At 68.0% G+C, this 18,982-nt stretch carries 12 protein-coding genes, 1 tRNA gene and 1 pseudogene; 9 read left to right on the top strand and 5 right to left on the bottom strand.

Annotated features, from left to right (window positions below):
• Positions 1–142: 142 nt before the first annotated feature.
• A pseudogene (locus ABZV38_RS35030) lies at positions 143–1,539 on the top strand (tyrosine-type recombinase/integrase).
• 45 nt (positions 1,540–1,584) lie between these two features.
• Here the strand turns inward: ABZV38_RS35030 and ABZV38_RS35025 are convergent.
• A tRNA-Ser gene (locus tag ABZV38_RS35025) sits at positions 1,585–1,653 on the bottom strand.
• 239 nt (positions 1,654–1,892) lie between these two features.
• Between ABZV38_RS35025 and ABZV38_RS35020 the strand changes: the two genes are divergently transcribed.
• Together ABZV38_RS35020 and ABZV38_RS35015 are read left to right on the top strand one after the other, a co-directional pair.
• A complete protein-coding gene (locus tag ABZV38_RS35020) occupies positions 1,893–2,528 on the top strand; it encodes a DUF433 domain-containing protein (RefSeq protein ID WP_356332496.1) in 636 nt (211 codons plus the stop codon).
• Positions 2,528–2,968 carry a DUF5615 family PIN-like protein gene (locus ABZV38_RS35015; protein ID WP_356332495.1) on the top strand — a complete coding sequence of 147 codons (441 nt, stop codon included), beginning with the start codon at positions 2,528–2,530 and terminating at the stop codon, positions 2,966–2,968. The genes ABZV38_RS35020 and ABZV38_RS35015 overlap by 1 nt, the downstream gene beginning before the upstream one ends.
• 112 nt (positions 2,969–3,080) lie before the next feature.
• Here the strand turns inward: ABZV38_RS35015 and ABZV38_RS35010 are convergent, their stop codons facing one another.
• From ABZV38_RS35010 to ABZV38_RS34995, 4 genes are all read right to left on the bottom strand, one after another.
• Positions 3,081–6,359, bottom strand: coding sequence for a type I restriction endonuclease subunit R (locus ABZV38_RS35010; protein ID WP_356332494.1), 3,279 nt, complete (start codon positions 6,357–6,359; stop codon positions 3,081–3,083).
• Positions 6,356–7,558, bottom strand: coding sequence for a restriction endonuclease subunit S (locus ABZV38_RS35005; RefSeq protein WP_356332493.1), 1,203 nt, complete (start codon positions 7,556–7,558; stop codon positions 6,356–6,358). Before ABZV38_RS35005 ends, ABZV38_RS35010 begins: the two co-directional genes overlap by 4 nt.
• A 70-nt stretch (positions 7,559–7,628) precedes the next feature.
• Positions 7,629–9,257, bottom strand: coding sequence for a class I SAM-dependent DNA methyltransferase (locus tag ABZV38_RS35000; RefSeq protein WP_356332492.1), 1,629 nt, complete (start codon positions 9,255–9,257; stop codon positions 7,629–7,631).
• 17 nt (positions 9,258–9,274) lie between these two features.
• Positions 9,275–11,416 carry a hypothetical protein gene (locus ABZV38_RS34995; RefSeq protein ID WP_356332491.1) on the bottom strand — a complete coding sequence of 714 codons (2,142 nt, stop codon included), beginning with the start codon at positions 11,414–11,416 and terminating at the stop codon, positions 9,275–9,277.
• A 235-nt stretch (positions 11,417–11,651) separates the two neighbouring features.
• On the opposite strand from ABZV38_RS34995, the gene ABZV38_RS34990 reads away from it, so the two are divergent.
• From ABZV38_RS34990 to ABZV38_RS34965, 6 genes are all read left to right on the top strand, one after another.
• Entirely contained in the window at positions 11,652–12,275 is a 624-nt protein-coding gene (locus ABZV38_RS34990) for a hypothetical protein (protein WP_356332490.1), read from the top strand.
• A gap of 177 nt (positions 12,276–12,452) precedes the next feature.
• Entirely contained in the window at positions 12,453–13,082 is a 630-nt protein-coding gene (locus tag ABZV38_RS34985) for a hypothetical protein (RefSeq protein ID WP_356332489.1), read from the top strand.
• Positions 13,083–13,276: 194 nt separating this feature from the next.
• Positions 13,277–15,736 (top strand): AAA family ATPase, encoded by a 2,460-nt coding sequence (locus tag ABZV38_RS34980; protein ID WP_356332488.1) that lies wholly within the window; start codon positions 13,277–13,279, stop codon positions 15,734–15,736.
• Positions 15,733–16,107 carry a hypothetical protein gene (locus ABZV38_RS34975; RefSeq protein ID WP_356332487.1) on the top strand — a complete coding sequence of 125 codons (375 nt, stop codon included), beginning with the start codon at positions 15,733–15,735 and terminating at the stop codon, positions 16,105–16,107. The genes ABZV38_RS34980 and ABZV38_RS34975 overlap by 4 nt, the downstream gene beginning before the upstream one ends.
• Positions 16,108–16,639: 532 nt before the next feature.
• Complete coding sequence (locus ABZV38_RS34970) at positions 16,640–17,653, top strand: EcsC family protein (protein ID WP_356332486.1); 1,014 nt, start codon at positions 16,640–16,642, stop codon at positions 17,651–17,653.
• 582 nt (positions 17,654–18,235) lie between these two features.
• Positions 18,236–18,976 carry an HAD family hydrolase gene (locus tag ABZV38_RS34965; protein ID WP_356332485.1) on the top strand — a complete coding sequence of 247 codons (741 nt, stop codon included), beginning with the start codon at positions 18,236–18,238 and terminating at the stop codon, positions 18,974–18,976.
• Positions 18,977–18,982 lie beyond the last annotated feature (6 nt).

Genomic DNA, 18,982 nt, shown 5'->3' with positions numbered 1-18,982 from the left:
CTGGCACAACGACAAGACCGGGCACCCCGTCAAGCGATCACTAACCGCCTACGATCACTGACCGCAACCACACCCCTTGGACTCATTCATCTAGAGGCGCCCCGAGCACTCCGCTCGGGGCGCCTCTCGCATGGAGGACCAGATGAGCCCCCGCAAGTCGAACCTAGAATCCACCATCTACTTCGGCGATGACGCCTGGTGGCACGGCCGCGTCACCATGGGCGTGCTGCCCGATGAGAGCCCCGACCGCCGCCACCGCATGGCCCGTACGGAGCCCGCAGTGCGCCGCAAGGTCCGCGAGCTGGAGAAGCTGCGCGACGAGGGGCGCGCGACCAAGGCGGGCCGGAAGCCCACGGTCGGCCAGTGGATGGAGACCTACCTGACCGACATCGCGAGCCTGAAGCTCAAGCCCCGCTCGCTGGACGACTACTGGTCCAAGACCCGAAACGACATCATCCCCGGCGTCGGGAAGCACCGCATCGACAAGCTCGCCCCCGAGCACCTTGAGCAGATGTACCGGGCCATGCTCGATGCCGGACGCGCGCCGTCCCACGTGGTCAAGGTGCACCGCATCCTGTCGCGGGCCCTGAAGATTGCCCACCGCCGGCGGATGATCGGCGAGAACGTCGCCACGCTGGTCGACCCGCCCAGCATCGACGAGACCGAGACGAACCCGTTCACCCAGGAAGAGGCGAAAGCGTTCCTGGAAGCGGCGGCCAAGCGGCCCACCTTCATGCGGTGGATCGTCGGCGTCGGCATGGGCTTCCGGCAGGGCGAGACCCTCGGACTGCGCTGGCCCTATGTCGACCTACAGGCGGAGCTGTTCCACCCCCGGTGGCAGCTCCAGCGGCTCACGTGGCGACACGGCTGCGGTGACGCGCACGCCTGCGGGGCGCGCCTGCACCGCTTCGAGTCTTGCCCGCTGGACTGCGCCACGCACAAGGGCTACAAGCGCGGATGCCCGAAGCCGTGCACCAAGACGTGCGTCAGGCACGCGAGCATCTGCCCCGAGCGCAAGGGCGGCGGTCTGGCCTTCACCCGCCCCAAGACCAAGAAGAGCACGAACCCCGTACCGATCCCGCCCGCCTTCATTCCCTACCTGATCGCGCACAAGGCACAGCAGGACGAACTACGGGAGGCAGCCGGCGAACTCTGGCAGGAGCACCAGGCCGTGTTCACCCGGGTCGACGGCCGCCCCATCGACCCCCGCGACGACTGGGGAGAGTTCAAGGAGCTGCTGGCGGAGGCGGGCATCGGTGACCGTCGCCTCTACGACGGGAGCCGCCACACGGCGGGCACGATCCTGAATGAGCTGGGGGTGGACATGCCCACGATCATGGAGATCCTTCGGCACACCCAGATCAGTCAGACGCGCCGCTACGTCAAGGGCCGCTCGCATCTCTCCAAGGACGCCATGCGCCGCATGGGAGACGCCTTCCTGCCCGCCCCGGAACAGGTGTCTCGGCCGCGACTGAGACTAGAACTGAGACTGGAGACCGCCGCGCGGCCCGCGCCCGCGCCCGCCGCCGCATCCGCTGACGACAAAAGCCCAGGTCAGAGCACATCTGACCTGGGCTTCATCTGAGCCCCCTGTCGGATTCGAACCGACGACCTACGCATTACAAGGGCCTGCGTGATCGTCCCGGAGGGTGCTGGACGGTGCCACCGAATCCTGTTTCCGCTGATCAGAGACGTGCAGCCGTGATCAGCGTGACGCCTGGTCCATCCCGTGCCACCCCCGTCCGCTCACGCACCGCTCACGCACGCTGGACACCTCTCCGCCTTCTTGTAGAGGATCCGGAATGCTTGGGCTCTCGGTGTTCTGTAGCGTTCCCGCTCAAGGAACTGGGATGATGGCGCTCAAAGCACGTGACCGGGACGGGAGAGAGCAGATGGCGTACTCGACCCGTATGGCTGCCGCCCTCTCCGGGGCAACGGTCGGGCAACTGCGCACGTGGCGACAAGACCGGGGTAACGGGCCGATCCTTCGGCCCGAGCTGGCAGCCAGGCCAGCCCTGTACTCCTTCCGCGATGTGCTCGCGCTGCGCGCGTTCGCCCACCTTCGTCAGGACACATCGCTCCAGAAGATCCGTGTGGCCCTGGCCACCCTGAAGAAAATCGGGGAGGTCGAGCATCTGTCCAGTTACACCCTGGTGGCCGAGGGCGACTCGATCGTCCTCGGGGGCCACGACGACCACGGCACTGATCTCGTCAAACGTCCTGGCCAGCGAGTGATCGCCACCATGGCCGACATCCTCCAGGAGTTCGCTCCCAGAGCCGGTGTCGTGGTCCCTCACCTGCTGCAGCCGAAGCACCATGTCACGGTCGATCCTGAGACGCAGGGCGGACAGCCCGTGATCACGGGCACGAGGATCCCTTTCGACGCCGTCGCGGAGCTGGTCGAGGACGGCGTCCCGCCAGAGAAGATCGCCGACTACTATCCCGGCGTCACTGCGGAAGCCGCACGCGACGCGGCTTCCTTCGCCCTCTACGTCGACAGCTACAGCACGGGAGCGCGCGCTGCCTGATGCGGATCCTCATCGACGAGAACGTCCCCGTACAGGTGCTGGAGATGCTCAGAAGGCTTCTGCCTGGACACGAGATCAAGCACGTCAGTGAGATCAAGTGGGCGGGCAAGAAGGATCTCGCGCTTCTCCCCGATGCTGCGAGAAAGGGCTTCGACGCCTTCCTGACCAAAGACGCCCGACAGCTGGAGGATCCGTTGGAGACGGAAGCCATCAAGAAGTCGGGCATGCATCACATCCGGTTCAGCCAGACACACAAGGGCATGGCCGGGCTCGGCCTGGCGATGGGCGCGGTGGTCGCAGCAATGCCCCTGATCATCGCTGAACTCGGCGAAGCAGGCACTCAGCAACTGATCCACATCAAGGGCCTGAACCCCGTAAGCAAGCACCGATTCGACCGTATGGACCCGTCTGCAACACCACCGTCCTACTGGCCACGGTAGCCGCGCCGCACCGGTCCCGCCGCAGGCCCAGTACGGCGAGAGCCGACAGGACCACCCACTCAGTGTTGATCGGGATGGTCCATCTCAACGCAAAATGCGGCGGAAGGCTGCTTCAGTCGTCCGGCACACCCGTGGTGGACCACTCGTTGGCGAAGTGCTCCATCTGCTTCAGGACCAGGTCGACAGCCTCCGCGCGACGGTCCGGCGGGTAGTCGTGTCGGGCCAGCAGTCGCTTGATGGCGCTGCGGAGACCGGCGCGGACCGGTTCACGTGCGATCCAGTCCGGCTTGAGCTTCTTCTGCACCTCCGCGACGAGATCGCGGGCGATGCTCGCCAGGACCTCGTCGCCCATGAGTTCCTGCGCCGTACCGTGGTCGGCCACGGCGTCGTAGAAGGCGAGCTCGCGCCAGTTCAGTGGCGGGTCGAACTTCTCGCCTCGCCTGGCGTCTTCGATTACCTCCTTGGCCATCTCGACGAGCTTGGCGATGAGTTCGGCACTTGTGTACTGCTGTCGCGTGTACCGGATCATGAGGTCCTGCAGACGGTCGGAGAACGCCGTGCGGCGGACGATGTTGTGACGCGTGACCTCGCGCATCTTCTGCTCGATGAGCCGCCTCAGTGCCTCCGCAGCGAGGTGCGGGGTGTCGCTGCCCTGGAGCTTGGCGACGAGCGCCTCGTTGAGGTGCGTCAGGTCGGCCATCTCCAGGCCGGCCTCGGCGAACAGGTCCGATATCCCGCCGGTCTCGACCACGGACGAGGTCAGCTGGGCGAGGTACAGCTCGACGTCGCGAGCTACCGGTAGGCCGCTGGCTTCGCGGTCCGCCGCGTCGAGCTTGGCCATATAGGCGCGGACCTCGACGAAGAACTGGATGTCCCGGCGCCAGGTCGGGTGGTCCGGGAAACGCTCGCCGATGTTCGTGGCGCTGGCGGACAGCGCGTAGAAGCGCTCCAGGCGGTGGGAGTGGTCGCGGAAACGCCGGCCGATGGTCTGGCGGGGGTCGTCAAGCTTCTCCGGGTCGTTGCCCGGGGTACGCGGGTTCCGGAGGTACTCGGCGGCTCCGCCGGCGGCGTTGATGAATGCCTTCGTGGTGGGCTGTTCAAGACGCGCGCGCCAGTTGAAGCCGCGCAGGATGTCGCTGAGGATGTCGTACTCGTTGCGCAGCTCGTCCAGCGCGCGGTCGAGGTCCTGGCCGAGGGTGCGGTCTTCCTGGTCGGCGTCCGTGTACTCGGCGATCGCCTTCTGCAGGTTCTCCGTCAACGGCGCGTAGCCGACGAGCAGACCGTCCTCCTTGCCGCGAAAGCGGCGGTTGACGCGGGCGAGGGCCTGCATCAGGTTGGCGCCCTTGAGTGGACGGTCCAGGTACATGGTGTGGACCGGCGGGGCGTCGAAGCCGGTCAGCAGCATGTTGTTGACGATGAGCAGCTCCAGCTCGTCGTCGGGGTCCTTGGCCCGGTTGATGACCGCCTTGCGCTGGCCGTCGGGCAGCGCGTGGACGAGCAGGTGGTCGTCGTCCTTGCGGGAGTTCGAGGAGAAGACGATCTTCATCGCGCCCTTGGCGGGCTCGTCGCTGTGCCACTCCGGCCGCAGCTCGCGCAGGGCGTTGTAGACCCGGACGCAGATCTCACGGGTCGCGCAGACAACCATTGCCTTGCCGGCCGCTCCGCCCTTCTCGGAGACACCGACGAACGGTCCCATTCGCTCGCGCCGCTCCTCCCAGTGCGCCGCCAGGTCCTCGGCGAGGTCCCTGACACGGGCCGGTGCACCGTACATGGCGTTCATGGTAGCGACGGCCTGTTCGACCCGGCGGCGCTCTGTGTCGTCGAGTCCGTCGGTGATGCGGTCGGCTTCCTCGTCGATCTTCGTCGGGTCGATGTCCTTGCCGAGGAGGAGCTTGATGACGCGGCCCTCGTGGAAGACCTTGACCGTTGCGCCGTCGTCGGCGGCCCTCTTGAGGTCGTAGATGTCGATGTAACCGCCGAAGACCTGGCGGGTGTTGCGGTCGGCCTCGGAAATCGGCGTCCCGGTGAAGGCGAGGAGCGTGGCGTGCGGGAGGGCGTCGCGGAGGTGGCGGGCGTAGCCGTCGAGGTTGTCGTAGTGGCTGCGGTGGGCCTCGTCGACGACGACCACGATGTTGCGCCGGTCGGAGAGCAGCGGGTGGTCGGCCCCCGACTCCTTCTCCTCCTTGGTCCTGCCGAACTTCTGCAGGGTGGTGAAGAGGATGCCGCCGGTCCGCTTGGCCGCGAGCTCCTCCCGCAGTTTGGCCCGGGTCGCGACCTGGAGAGGCGTACCCGGGAGGATCTCGCTCTCCAGGAAGGTGGAGTACAGCTGGTCGTCGAGGTCGTTGCGGTCGGTGATGACGACGACGGTCGGGTTCAGCAGCGCCGGGTCGCTCATCACCATCGCCGTGGTGAGCACCATCTCCTCGGACTTGCCCGAGCCCTGCGTGTGCCAGACGACACCGGCCTTCCCGTCACCGGCTGCCGCCTCGCGCACCTTCTCCGCGGCCCGGGTCACCGCGAAGTACTGGTGCGGCTTCGCGATGCGCTTAATCCGCTTGGACGGGACGAAGTTGATGAAGGACCGGCACAGGGAGAGAAACCGCGGCTGGGTGAACAGCCCGTGCAGCGCCAGGTTCTGGCCCGAGTCGGCCACCGTGTCTCCGTCCGCGGCGAACGGGTCGACGCGGGCCCCGGACTCGTCCGTGTTCCACGGCGCGAAGTGCTCGTACGGGGTGAAGGGCGTCCCGTACTTCGCCGTGATGCCGTCGGAGAGCAGCACCACCGCGTTGTAGCGGAAGGCGGTCGGGAACTCCTTCACGTACCGGGAGACCTGGGAGTGCGCGTCCTGGAGCGTGGCGCTCTCGTCGCCAGCACGCTTCAACTCCAGTACAGCGAGCGGGAGTCCATTGACGTACAGGACGATGTCGAAGCGGCGTCGCTTCTCGCCGTCGACGACGGTGACCTGGTTCAGCGCGCGGTAGGTGTTCCCGTCCGGGTCCGTCGGATCGATAAGGCGGATGGTCGGGTTGTGCTCGGCGCCGAAGGCGTCGGTGTAGACGACCGAGCGGATGCCGGTCGTCAGGTAACCGTGGGCGGTGCGGTTCTCCTCGTACGTGTCCTGCGACTCGGGGGTCGCCGCGACACCGACTGCGTCGCGGACGGCGTCCGGGGGCAGCTCGGGGTTGAACCGCTCGATCGCCTCACGGAGGTCGGGGTAAAGGATCAGGTCGTCCCAGGACTTACGGTGCCCGGAGCCGGGGGCGAACTCATTGCCGGAGGCAGGCAGCCAGGCCAGCTCGGCGAGTTCGTCGAGGGCGAGGATTTCCCAGTCGGCTTCCAGGGGGCGGTGGTTCTGGCTTCTTCTGCCTCCGCTCTCATCGTCGTGCGTCATGTGTGATCCTCGACAATCTTCTCGGCGTCTTTGACGCGAAGGCGGCCGGACATGAGTTGGGGGAGGAGGGTGTCGCGGAGGGCGGCGAGGGTGACGGCTTCATGTCCCGCCTGAACCGCGGTTTCGAAGAGAGCGTGTGTGGCCCGCGTCACCACAGCAACCGTTTCTTCGCCCGGAACCGTGAAGGTGAATTCGGGAATCGCTCGGGATCCGAGGTGCAGGACAGTCGTCCCATTGGCGTAAGACAGCGCATGTTCGCGGAACTCGCGCGATGCGAAAAGAGCGTCGATGTATTCGGGCGTTAGGAAGCCTCTCGGGCGGACAACGGCGAGATCTAGGCTTGCAACCAGTCGGTCCTGTCCACCGAGTTGCACAACCCTGACGGACCGACCGAGTACATCCGCACGCTGGGTGAGGTCGGTATGCGCCACTACGACGTCGCCGTGTTTCACAATCTGCGCGGGCTTCGCCACCCCAGAGAACGGCTTCAGGCCACTCTGCTTGAACGCACCGGTGGGATCAATGCATTTCAGCGTGACCAGATGTCCGCCCCCTGGCACGAGGTCAGTGCTGCGGTAGGAAAGTCCCTTGGTCACTTCCACGTGATCCCCGAGCAGGCCTATGGCCCCGGATACGCCGCTGAGAGCGCCAGACGCTTTGGCGCGGCTCAACGAGCGGGCCGTGGCCGCGATGCGCTCGTTGACAGCGATCTTGTCATCCAGCGCCCCGAGCACCGTAGCAATCTGTCGCTGTTCTCGGGCATCTGGCAAGGGAATCGGGAGGGCCCGAATCGTCGGCAAGTTAAGACGTTCGGCGACTGAGCCATCTCGTTGCCCGTGGACGTGAGTGGACATGACCGGCGAGTTCAGCCAGTAGCGCAGGAAGCGGTGGTCCACATGCGCCGCATCGGGACGGATGAGAACCATTCGCTGGCCCAGACACACCTGAACGCCCGAGGGTACTTCGGCTGCGATCCCAAAGTAAGTGCCTTCGCGGCTATAGAGGAGATCGCCATAGCTCGGTTCGGCGCGCTTGATGCGATCTTTATAGGTCTCCTGGGAAACATGGGCCGCACCATCGGCGCGGAAAAGACCAGTAATAACGTCCTGGGTTCGAGCTACATACGGGCCCTCCAGAGTCAGCTTGGGCGTGGAGTGAGGGCAGTCGTAAATGCCAATGCAGATGGACTCCAATCCCACCCACTTCCAGCCTGGAGGAGAATTCTCTATGCCTCCAGGGATGCGAATACTGGGCGATACAGAAATTCGCTCAGTTGCCACCGTCGATACCTCCCAGGCAGTCCCGAACCGTCTTCTCCAGTTCCGCCGACTTCTCGAAGAGCCCGTACAGCTCCTCCGTCAGCGCGGCGATCCGCTCCGCCACCGCCTCCGCCCCCTCTTCCTCCGCCTCAACAGCCCCCACGTACCGCCCCGGCGTCAGCACGTACCCGTGCCCTCGCACCGTCTCCAGGTCGGCCGAGAAGCAGAACCCCGCCTCATCTTCGTACGTCAGCCCCGCCTCACGCGCCGACGTCGTTCCCCGCCACGCGTGATACGCGCCGGCGATCTTCGCGAGGTCGGCCTCCGTCAGTACGCGTTCCGTACGGTCCACCATCTCGCCCATGTTCCGGGCGTCGATGAACAGGATCTCGCCGCGCCGGTCGTCCAGACGCTTCGCGCCCTGGGGGGTCTTGTCCTTGGCCAGGAACCACAGGCACGCCGGGATCTGTGTCGTGCGGAACAGTTGGGAGGGCATGGCGACCATGCAGGCCACCAGGTCGGCCTCGACCAGCGCCTGGCGGATCTCGCCCTCTCCGCTCTGCTGGGAGCTCATGGAGCCGTTGGCCAGGACGATGCCGGCGGTGCCCCGCTCGCCCAGCTTGGAGATCATGTGCTGGAGCCAGGCGTAGTTGGCGTTGCCCTTCGGTGGTACTCCGTACCTCCACCTCGGGTCGCTCTCGTCCCGCGCCCAGTCCTTGATGTTGAACGGGGGGTTGGCCATGACGAAGTCGGCCTTGAGGTCGGGGTGCTTGTCGTCGGCGAAGGTGTCGCCCCAACGGGGGGCGAGGTTGCCGTCGATGCCGTGGATGGCGAGGTTCATCTTGCCCAGGCGCCAGGTGCGCTCGTTGAGCTCCTGGCCGAAGACCGAGATATCGGCCTTGTGGGCGCGCCCGGCGTGCGCCTCGATGAACTTGGCCGCCTGGACGAACATGCCGCCCGAGCCGCACGCCGGGTCGTAGACCCGCCCCCCGTACGGCTCCAGGATCTCCACGATCAGCCGGACGACGGACTGCGGCGTGTAGAACTCACCGCCCCGCTTGCCCTCGGCTCGAGCGAAGTTGCCGAGGAAGTACTCGTACACCTCGCCCAGCACGTCCTGCGCGGGCTTGTCGCCGCTGCCGCCGAAGCGGGCGTCGCTGATGAGGTCGACGAGTTCGCCGAGACGCTTTTGGTCGACGTTGTCGCGGTTGAAGATCTTCGGCAGGACGCCCTTGAGCGAGGCGTTCTCGGTCATGACGGCGTCCATCGCGTCGTCGAGGAGCTTGCCGACGCCCTGGCTCTTGGCGTGGGTGGCGATCCACGTCCAACGGGCGGTCTCCGGAACCCAGAAGACGTGGGCGCCGGTGTACTCGTCCCGGTCCTCCAGGAAGTCGTCCATCCGGTCCTCGGTGATGCCGTCATCGGCGAGTTCCGTGGCCAGCTTGGAGCGGCGCTCGTCGAAGGCGTCGGAGACGTACTTCAGGAAGATCAGGCCAAGGACGAACTCCTTGTACTGCGCGGCGTCGATGGAGCCGCGCAGCTTGTCAGCGGCCTTCCACAGGATCGCCTGGATCTCCTTGGCGGTGGAGGCGCTGAACAACTCCGCCTGATCGGTGGGTTTCTTCGCAGCGGTAGCCATGGGGCAGACCGTCTCCTTCAGTCGTCGGTTCCGGGGAGGTTCTGGAGGGTAAGCGTGCCGTCGGCGATACCGGCGGCGGTGAGGCGGACCAGGTCGTCGAGAGCGGCGGACTGCTCCCGCAGGAGGTGCGCGCGGGTCTCGATCTCCGCGAGCACGGCGTCGAAGCGCTCGGCCTCGTGCCGGCTCAGGTCGGGGATGAGGAGGTCTTCGATGCCTCGCGAGGCCCGCACCGCGCCGCTGGTGCGCGCGTACTCGGTGGCTGCCGCCCGCAACAATGCCGCGAGGACCCGGGGCAGCACCGGCGGGTCGGCGTCGGGGTGGACGCGGAGGATGCGGGCCGGGGCTGCCACCAGGGACAGGCCCGCTTCGTCGACGTAGGTGCCAAAGCGGGGGCTTGTGGTGACGACGATGTCGCCCGGCTCGGTGAACGAGGCGTGTTCGTAGCCGGTGAGGAGCACCCCGCGGTCGATGCATCGCCCGCCCGGGCGGGCGATGCCGAGGACCTCGTCGGGCGTCAGCACCGTGTAGTGACCGTCTGCCGTGAGGTGTTCGTCGGCGAAACGGTGCCCGGGGCGTCGGCGCAGGCGCCGATCGTCGAGGAGCCGGCGGACGGTAGTGCGCCGCACGGGCTGGTCGTCGGGGCGCAGCACGGCCTGGGTACTCAGTGCCGCGCGCAGGTCGGTGCGCTGCCGGGCCTGCTCGTGCAGCTCCGTCAGGCGCTGCTCCAGGGCGCTGATGCGGACCGGACGCTCGATGACGCCCCGGGTGTAGCGGGCCATAGTCGGGCGGTGCTGCGTGGTGAAGGCGGCGCCCGGCCGGTCGTCGAGGTCCTTCGCGGGGACGATCACCGCGTGGCGGGGTTCGTGACGGCGATCGCCTCGCCAGGGGGCGGCGCGCCAGATGGCGATGTCCTCGGCGAGCTCGTTGAGGGCCGCGTCGGTGAGCGGCTGCGCGGAGTAGTCGGCGAGAAGAACCAGGCCCGTACGGTGTTCCGCCGGGGTGCGGGCCAGTACCCAGAGGGCGGTGCGGTAGCCGGGACGGTAGGGGAACGCGCCGTCGGGGAGACTGACCGCGGCCTTGAGTAAACCGTTCCGGAGGAAGGACCGGCGCAGGCGGTCGGCCTCGCTGTGCCGGGGAAGCGGGCGGACGAGCACGTCGGCGGGGCCGATGACGACGGCTGTTGAGCCTTCGTCGAGGTAGTCGGTGAGTGCCTGCACCTGTTCCAGCACGACCTGCGGGCTGCGATTCTCCGCCGATTCGTAGGGGAGGACACAGACCAGCAGATGGGGGTATCCCCAGTCGTTGACGGGCAGGTCCTGCCCCTCGGTGACGCCGAGGTCGAACTCGTTCACGCCTCGGACGAGCATCCGGCGGCGGACCAGGCGGGCCCGCACCGGGTCGGGGTCGGCGGCGAGGTAGGTGTGGCCGGAGTCCTCGGCGGCCCGGGCGTGCAGGGCGGCGAGCAGGTCGCCGGAGCAGGCGTGCGGGGTGGCGACGACGGAGCCTTCGTCGAGGGTGTCGACGCCGGACAGGGCCGCGAGGGCGCGTATCACCGCCGGGGTGGGCTCGTCGGCGGCCAGGTCGTGGGAGCCGAGGCGGCGCCGGGCCTCCAGGACCCAGTCGAAAGCCTCGGCGGGGGTGTAGGCGGCCTCGGTCAGCTCGTCGGCCAACGCGGCCAGCTCGGGGCCGATGCGGTCCGGCTCCGGGACGGCCTTCAACTCGACTGACGCGTACGTGTCCTCGGGATCGAGCTCGTCGGCCTGGGTGAGGACCGCGTCCCAGCTCTGGCCCGAGAGAGGGACGTCGAGTTGCCGGCGCAAGCAGATCAGCACGGTCAGCGCCCCCACCAGGACGGAGGCGGAAAGGGCCGGCGTCCGCCAGGCGGCCAGGGTGTACAGGGCCAGTTCGGCCCGCAGATGGCGGGGATCGGCGTTGCCGCGGCCCGTCGTCGTCAGCCAGTCGACGACCGCGCGAGCGTCGAACAGGGGCCGCCCTTCCTCGTGGGCGACGGGAGCGGGAAAGTCCGGGTGCCTGCGGCTCCAGGTGGTGGGGACGGGCCGACGCACCTGGGCAAGGGTGGCGATTTCCGCATACGTGATCCGCCAGGCCGGCGGCTCGGGCACGATGGGCGACACGGCCTCTTCGCGTGTGCTGGTCACTCGCCTCGCCCCCTCTGTACTGGCCCCGGTAGGACGTCCATGGCCCCGGCAGCCCTCGGTGGGGCTCGCGGCAGGCAGAACCCTACAGCGAAGGGAAAAGCGGAAGGAGAGAGAAGCTGATAACCCCGGTTATCAGCTTCTCCAAAGGTTTTTGGAGCCTGTCGGTCCCACTCTGGTGCTCGTTCGACGCACCGACACCCGGTGCTCACCGCAGTCGCGATCCGGAGGTCTCCCCATGACTGACATGTCCTCGATGCCGCCCGCCCACCAGCCGTCGGGAGGCACGGGCGGGGGCGCCGGCTGGGGAACGGTGCCTCCGCAGCCGACGCCGCACACGTACACCCAGCCGCCCGTGCCGGGCCTGCCGCCCGCCGGGCGCACGCCGTCGCGGCGCAAGGTCTGGCTCACCCACGGCGCGACGGCGCTCGTCGCGCTGATCTTCGGTGCCGCGATCGGTGGCGGTGGAGAGTCCAGCGGTACGGCGAACGCCTCGGGCGCCTCCCCGGCCGCCACGGTCACCGAGACCGCGGCACCGAAGCCGGCGGTAACCGTCACCGAGACGGTCAAGACGACGGTCACGGCCAAGCCGAAGCCGGTGAAGAAGTCCGGTCCCCCGAGCAGCTTCTCGGGCGAGGGGCAGTTCCTCGTGGGCGAGGACATCCAGGCCGGGACCTACCGGACCGGTGGCCCGGAGGACAGCGTCATCCCCAACTGCTACTGGGCGCGCCTCAAGAACGCCTCCGGGGAGTTCGACGCGATCATCGCCAACGACAACATCCAGGGGCAGGGCCGCGTCACGGTCAACAAGGGCGAGTACTTCAAGACCAGCGGCTGCCAGGACTGGAAGAAGGTCGGCTGACGCCTTGGGGGGTTTCCCTGGCTCGCATTGACCGGCGGTGTCGGGTTCCTCGCCCACCTGGGCAGGTCGTCCCTCGGGTCACGCCTCACGGGCGGCCTCTCCCATACTCTCCGCCAGTTCCGCCCACGCCCCCAGTTCCGTTCCGCTCTCGACCACTCCATGAGGGGAAGCACCGCGATGTCCGAGCCCGAGCAGCCCACTGACGTTTCCTCTCCGGCCCCGCTGCCGACCACCACCGAGGCTCCGCCGATGCCCGCGTCTCCGCCGTCAAGCGATTCGACGGCAGGCGCCCCGTCGACGAGCCGTTCCCGCTGGGCCCGTCTGTCGCAGGGCACGATCCTGCTGCTCGGCATCGGCGTCGGAGCCGCGGCGGTGGGCATCTGCTGGGCTTCGCTGTCCTTGCTCGGCGGCGACGAGGCCCCGGCGAAGGCCGGCGACAACCGTTCGAGCTCCGCCGTGTCCCGAGCGAGTCGGGCACCGGGACCGTTCGAAACGGAGGGCAGTCTCACCCTCGCCGAGGTCGGCGTGGGACTCCAGCCCGGGGAGCTGTGCTCCGGAACCGGCGGTTACTCCGACATCGACTTCGGCACCCAGGTCAACGTCACCGACGCGGACGGGACCTTGGTCGCCACCGGCTCTCTCGGCCTGGGTGAGAAGGCCGAGGCCGGGTGCGTCTTCCCCTTCACGGTCGACGACATCGCCCCGGGCTCGAAGTTCTACACCGTCGAGGTGGCCCACCGCGGCGGCCTCACGCAGACGGAGGCCGCCCTACGGGCAGGCGGGCTCGAGTTCACGCTGGGCGACTGACCGCCGCAGCGGACGAAGCGCTCATCGACGCGAGCACATCGCGTACGCCTCATCGGCGACAGACCGGTGCCATACCGACTCCGTCGTCTCCGAAGTTCCGACTCATCGACAACCCGCCGTGCCAGACACCCATGTCTGCAGCACCCGCCGATGTCCCACTCGTCCGAATCATCACCGGATCCAGGGAGGCCCCCATGACCAGTTCAGAACAGCCCACGCCGGACGCACGCCCTTCCATGAACCCGGCCGGGGAAGCCCCGGCCGGCCAGTCCGTACCCCTCGCCGATCTGGTGGAGGCACGGCTGGCCGAGGCAGACCTCGGCGAACCCGTGAAGGCGCTCCTGGCGGAGGCCCTCGGCGGCACGGAGACCCAGGGGACCTCTCCAATGGGCCGGATCTACCTCGACTCCGTCTCCGTGGAGGGGTTCCGTGGCATCGGTCCCCGTACCTGGCTCAACCTCAGCCCCCGGCCTGGTGTCACTCTCGTCGTGGGCCGCAACGGCTCCGGCAAGTCCAGCATCGCCGAGGCCGTCGAGACGGCCTTCACCGGCACGAACATGCGCTGGCTGGGACAGGACGCGACGCGCACCAGCAACTGGCGCAACCTGCACCAGAGTTCCAAGACGGAGGTCGAGGTCAAGCTCGCCATCGAGGGCGACACCGGCCGGAGCACGCTCACCCGCACCTGGACCGGCAACGACGTCGGCGACTGCACGGGCACGTTTCGGCGGCCCGGACACGGGACGGTCCCCCTCGACCAGGTGGACTGGAAGCAGGCCCTGACGGACTACCGCCCCTTCCTGTCGTACGTCGATCTCGGCCGCATGATCAGCGGCAAGCCCGCCCAGATGTACGACTCCATCGCCACGATCCTCGGACTGGGCCACATCAGCGCCGCGTACAACCGTCTCGGGCAGCAGGAGAAGTCGCTGGGCGACGCCGTCAAGGCGTCGAAGAACGAGGTGCCGGAGCTCAAGGACGCGCTGTACGCACTGCAGGACGACGACCGTGCAGTCCAGGCACTCATAGCCATCGAGACGAAGGGCCGGCCCGACTTCGAGACCCTTGAGGGGCTGGTGGCGGGCCTGCCCGCCACCGACGTCGGCCTCCTCGCCGAGCTGCGCGCCGAGGCCGACGTGCAGGGCCCCGACCTGGAGCAGGTCGGGGCCGCGGTGGACCGGCTGCGCGAGGCGCTCGCCGGAGTCGAGGACGTGCGTCTGACCGGCGCCGAGGATGCGCTGCAGCGCGCCAACCTCCTGGAGAAGGCCCTGGCTCACAACAACCGCCACCCCGACGAGGGGTCCTGTCCCGTCTGTGGCACTGCGCAGGTCCTCGATGTCGCGTGGGCCGCCGGCGCCAGTGCTCAGATCGCCATGCTCCGCCAGGAGGCGAAGACCGCCGAGGACGCCCGCAGCGAACTGCGGGCGGCGGCACGGGCGGCACAGAACCTCGTCCAGACGCCCCAGCGGATCCCGGCCGCCCTGGCCGATCCGTGGAACGCCTGGCTCGCCTGCCGGACGGTCAGCGACCCGGGTGAGCTCGCCCAGCGCGTCCACGACACTGCCTTGACCCTGGCCGATGCCTGCGCCGCGGTGAAGGACAACGCCGTCAGGGAGCTGGAGAAGCGGGATGAGCGGTGGCGTCAGCTCGTCACGCGCCTGGCGAGCTGGACGCAGAAGGCCCGCGCCGCGGCGGAGGGCGAGCCCCGGCTGGGTCACATCAAGAAGGCTCGCGCCTGGGTCAAGGCACTCTCCGCCGAGCTGCGGGAGAAGCGCATGGAGGGCTTCACAGGTCACTCTCAGCGGATCTGGGAGAAGCTTCGCCAGGAGAGCGACATCGACCTCCAGTCGGTGAGTCTTCAGGGCAGTGAGAAGGCCACCGTCCGCAAGCTCGTCATGGACGTCACCGTCGACGGCGAGGAGGCTTCGGCCCTGAGCGTCATGAGCCAGGGAGAGCAGCACTCTCTCGCGCTGTCCCTGTTCCTGCCCCGGGCCGCCACCGCCGACAGCCCGTTCGGCTTCATCGTCATCGACGACCCCGTGCAGTCCATGGACCCCGCCAAGGTCAACGGGCTCGCCCAGGTCCTGCACGAACTCGGCGAGCACCGGCAGGTGATCGTGTTCACCCACGACACCCGGCTCCAGCGCGCCTTCACGACCCAGGAGCTGACGGTCACGGTGTTCGAGGTCGAGCGGGGCAAGTCTTCCAAGGTGCACGTCAAGCCGGTGACCGACCCGGTACGCCAGGCAATCGGGGACGCCAGGGCTCTTGCCAGCACCAAAAACCTGCCGGAGGCAGCACGCACCCATGTGCTGCCCAGCCTGTGCCGGATCGCCCTGGAGAACGCCTTCGTCGAGGCGGCCTGGGTCCAGCACCACCGCTCCGGAGGTTCCGAGCATGATCTGCATGCCGCCGTAGCCGACGCCGACAAGCTCATGAAGATGGCCGCGCTGGCCTTCTTCGGCGACATCGGCCGCACCGACGATGTGTATCGGGAACTCCGCACCCGCTGCGGACCGCGTTCGGTGGACCTCCTCAAACAGTGCCAGAGCGGTGCCCACGCCGCGGGGGCGCGGATCGCCGACCCTCACCGCTTCGTGGACGAGATCAACGACCTCGCGCAGAAGGTGCGTAGGGCAGAGGTGACCAAGTGACGAGCACCCCGGGCGCCTCCATCGACGAGCTGCTGCTGACGGCCGACCGGCTGCTCTCCGACCCCAGCGTCGGGGCAACGGCAGCCGGCCGGCACCGCGGAGCCTCCCTCGCGCTGCGGACAGCCCTGGAGATCGCCGTCGACCACACGCTCGAGGCCGCGGCGCCGGGCCTCGCCGCCGTCACCACGCGGGCCAAGATGCTCTGCCTCCGCTGCTACACCGTCGCGACGACCGCCCGCCGGGCCAACGCCGTCTGGTCGCACCTCTGCCTGGGGTGCCACTACCACCAGTACGAGATCGGTCCCACCAAGGACCAGGTCCGCACCTGGCGGGCGGAAGTCGGCGAACTGGTAACGGAATTGACTCGTTGACCAGGTATTAACAACCGGCCCATGTGTCTGATAAGTCTTTTGCCGGGGACCGGGCATATGCCCGGCGTGCGGCGTCTCTCGGGGCGCTGCAGGGGGGAGGGGACGTACATGAACACCACCGTCGCCAGCCGGAAAGACGCCCAAGACAAGGCCGCGGAATATGCCGGCCTCGGTGAGGTTCGCTGGTCGTCAGTCGCGTGGACACGCAGGACGGGACGGACGGGAAGTCGGATACCTGGCTCGTCGGCCGTCGTGCCACCTGCGATGTGGAACCCACGACACCATCGTCGGGCTGTGGGACCACCCCGCCGGCGAAGAATGGTCCACAGCCCTGCCCGATGCCCCGGGTGAGGTGCTCCTGCGGCGGCGACCGCGTTGCGCGCAGCGTCGACTTCACGAGCTCAATCTCAGTAACCAGCAGGTGGTCGGTGCAGTCGGCTTCGGGCATCGGCCCCCGCCCTGCGGCTTCACCCACGTGTCGGCCGGGTGAGCATCGTGGGCCACGCGATCACAGTTGAAATGGAGAACCTCAATGACCACCTACTCCGACCCACTCAGCGACGATGCAACCCCGATGAGCGCGTACGACAGGCAGGTGTGGGACGCGCTCAACGAGCACTGGCAACGCCGCAATGACCGCCGCAGTCTGCCGAACTGGGCGAGCGCCGCGCTCGGTCGCACCGGTGAGGTCGCGGGAAACGCCGCGAGACGGGTCAAGAACGCGGTGCCGGAGGCGGTCGCGGAACCGATCCGCCGCGCGGGCGACGCGGTCGCCGACACGGCCATGCGACCGGCGCTCGCAGGCGCGGCAGCGTTGCTCGAGCTGGTCAACGACAAGGCCATGGACCTCAACGACCCCAAGAACGTCGAGAAGCTCGCCCGTAAGCAAGGCTTCGAAATCGACAGTTTCACCGAACTGCGGCAGCAGGACCTCAAGGTCTGCGACCGGCTGCTGACCCGCAACACCCTCACGTGGCGGGCCGCCGGTGCGGTCGAAGGCGGCGCCATGGGCCTGCTGGCCATGGTTCCCGTCGCCGGTATCCCTGTCGCGATGACAGCGGACATCCTCGTCGTACAGGTTCTGAGCACGTCGATAGCAGCGCGAATCGCGTACTCCTACGGCTACGACGCCAAGGACCCCAAGGAACAGGACTTCATCCAACGCCTGGTACAGCGGTCCTTCATGGCACAAGCGGCCAAAGCCAAGCCGTTGCGGGACGTTGCACGGGCGGCGGACGCGGTCAAGGGACGCGTGAACTGGTCACAGAAGCTCCGCAACGACCACCGCCTCCTGGGCGCCCTCGAGAAGCTGATGCAACAGCTGGGCCCGGCCGGCTCCAGGGTGCCGATTCAAAACGTTGCCAAGGTCGTCCCGTTCGTGGGTGTCCTCATCGGTGCCGGTATGAATTCCGCGGTCCTCGGCAGGGTGGCCGCCGACGCCCAGAGGTACTGCCAGACCCGATTCCTGTGCGACAAGTACGGGCTGCCGCTGCCGGCCGCACTGGCGACCGACCGGGACGACGACCCCCAGACTGCCGCCATGTAAGTGATGGCCGCTGGGTCCACGATGCAGCCTCTGCGGGTCCCCACTTGCGGGCGAGCACCCGCGCCCCGCCAGGTCGTGCTTCGCCGTCCCGGTGAGAGGTGCCGGTAGAGGATCTGCCGGGAGATTCCGAGCTCCTTGCAGAGCTCGACGACGTTGGTGTCGGGGTTACTGAGGTTGAATTCGTGGAGTCGTAGGGGCTGATGGGCCGTGGTCCGCTGCGGCATCACTGGGGCATGCAGTATCCACAGGGTGGCGGGCTGACCGCCGAACGGCATCAGTTTCGCGAGGGGTTACGGCTTCAGGCGGCCGAGCGGTTCGCCCGGGGCCGCCCTGGGCTTGGGGCAGGCGTAGCCCCCGGCGCGGGGAACCTCCCCGGCCGTACCGCCTCCAGCGGGACCGACTGGCGCGGATCCAGGAAGTTCCGGATTCCGGGGGAACCGCAGACCCGCGGGGCGACGTGGGCCAGGAGGGCGGCGAGGTCGCCTGTCGTCTCGCGTGATCGGGTCAGGGAAGGGGTTGGGATTCAGCCGCAGTCTGACGGGACTGGGTCCTCTCCGTACCGCACCGTCTAACCTGCGGAGCATGATTCGTGCGGTGGTGTTCGACGTGGGTGAGTGTCTTGTCGACGAGACTCGGGAGTACGGGACCTGGGCGGACTGGCTGGGGGTGCCGCGGCATACGTTCGCGGCGATGTTCGGGGCGGTCATCGCGCAGGGGCGCGACTACCGCGAGACGTTCCAGGAGTTCCGTCCGGGGTTCGATCTGACCGAGGAGCGCGAGAAGCGCGCGGCGGCCGGGAAGCCGGAATGGTTCGGCGAGGACGACCTCTACGCCGACGTGCGACCCACACTGGCCGCACTGCGGGAGGCCGGCCTGTGGGTGGGCATCGCGGGAAACCAGACCGTGCGGGCCGGTGGCCTACTGCGCGGACTGGACCTTCCGTCCGACCTGATCGCCACCAGTGATGACTGGGGGGCGTCGAAGCCGGACGTGAAGTTCTTCGACCGCGTCATCGAGGCGACGCCTGCCGAGCCGGGCGAGATCCTGTACGTCGGCGACCGGCTCGACAACGACATCCGCCCGGCCGTGCAGGCGGGCCTTCTGACAGCTCTGATTCGACGCGGGCCGTGGGGCACGATTCAGCAGCGCGACCCGGACGCGGACTCGATCACCACGATGCGCATCGACTCGCTCGCGGAGCTGCCTGAGAAGATCGTCAAGTTCAACGCTGATAGACCCGGCTTCCACAGTTCGGCGGGGTTTCGGTGGGTCAGGTCGGGGATCGATGCTGGTCAGCGCGTTGCGGCTAGCGGCACGGGCTGAAAATGC

The organism is Streptomyces sp. NPDC005181 (genome assembly GCF_040608395.1).
Taxonomy (GTDB): domain Bacteria; phylum Actinomycetota; class Actinomycetes; order Streptomycetales; family Streptomycetaceae; genus Streptomyces.
Note: the sequence above shows the minus strand (reverse complement) of the source record. Positions and strands in the feature narration are given on the sequence as shown.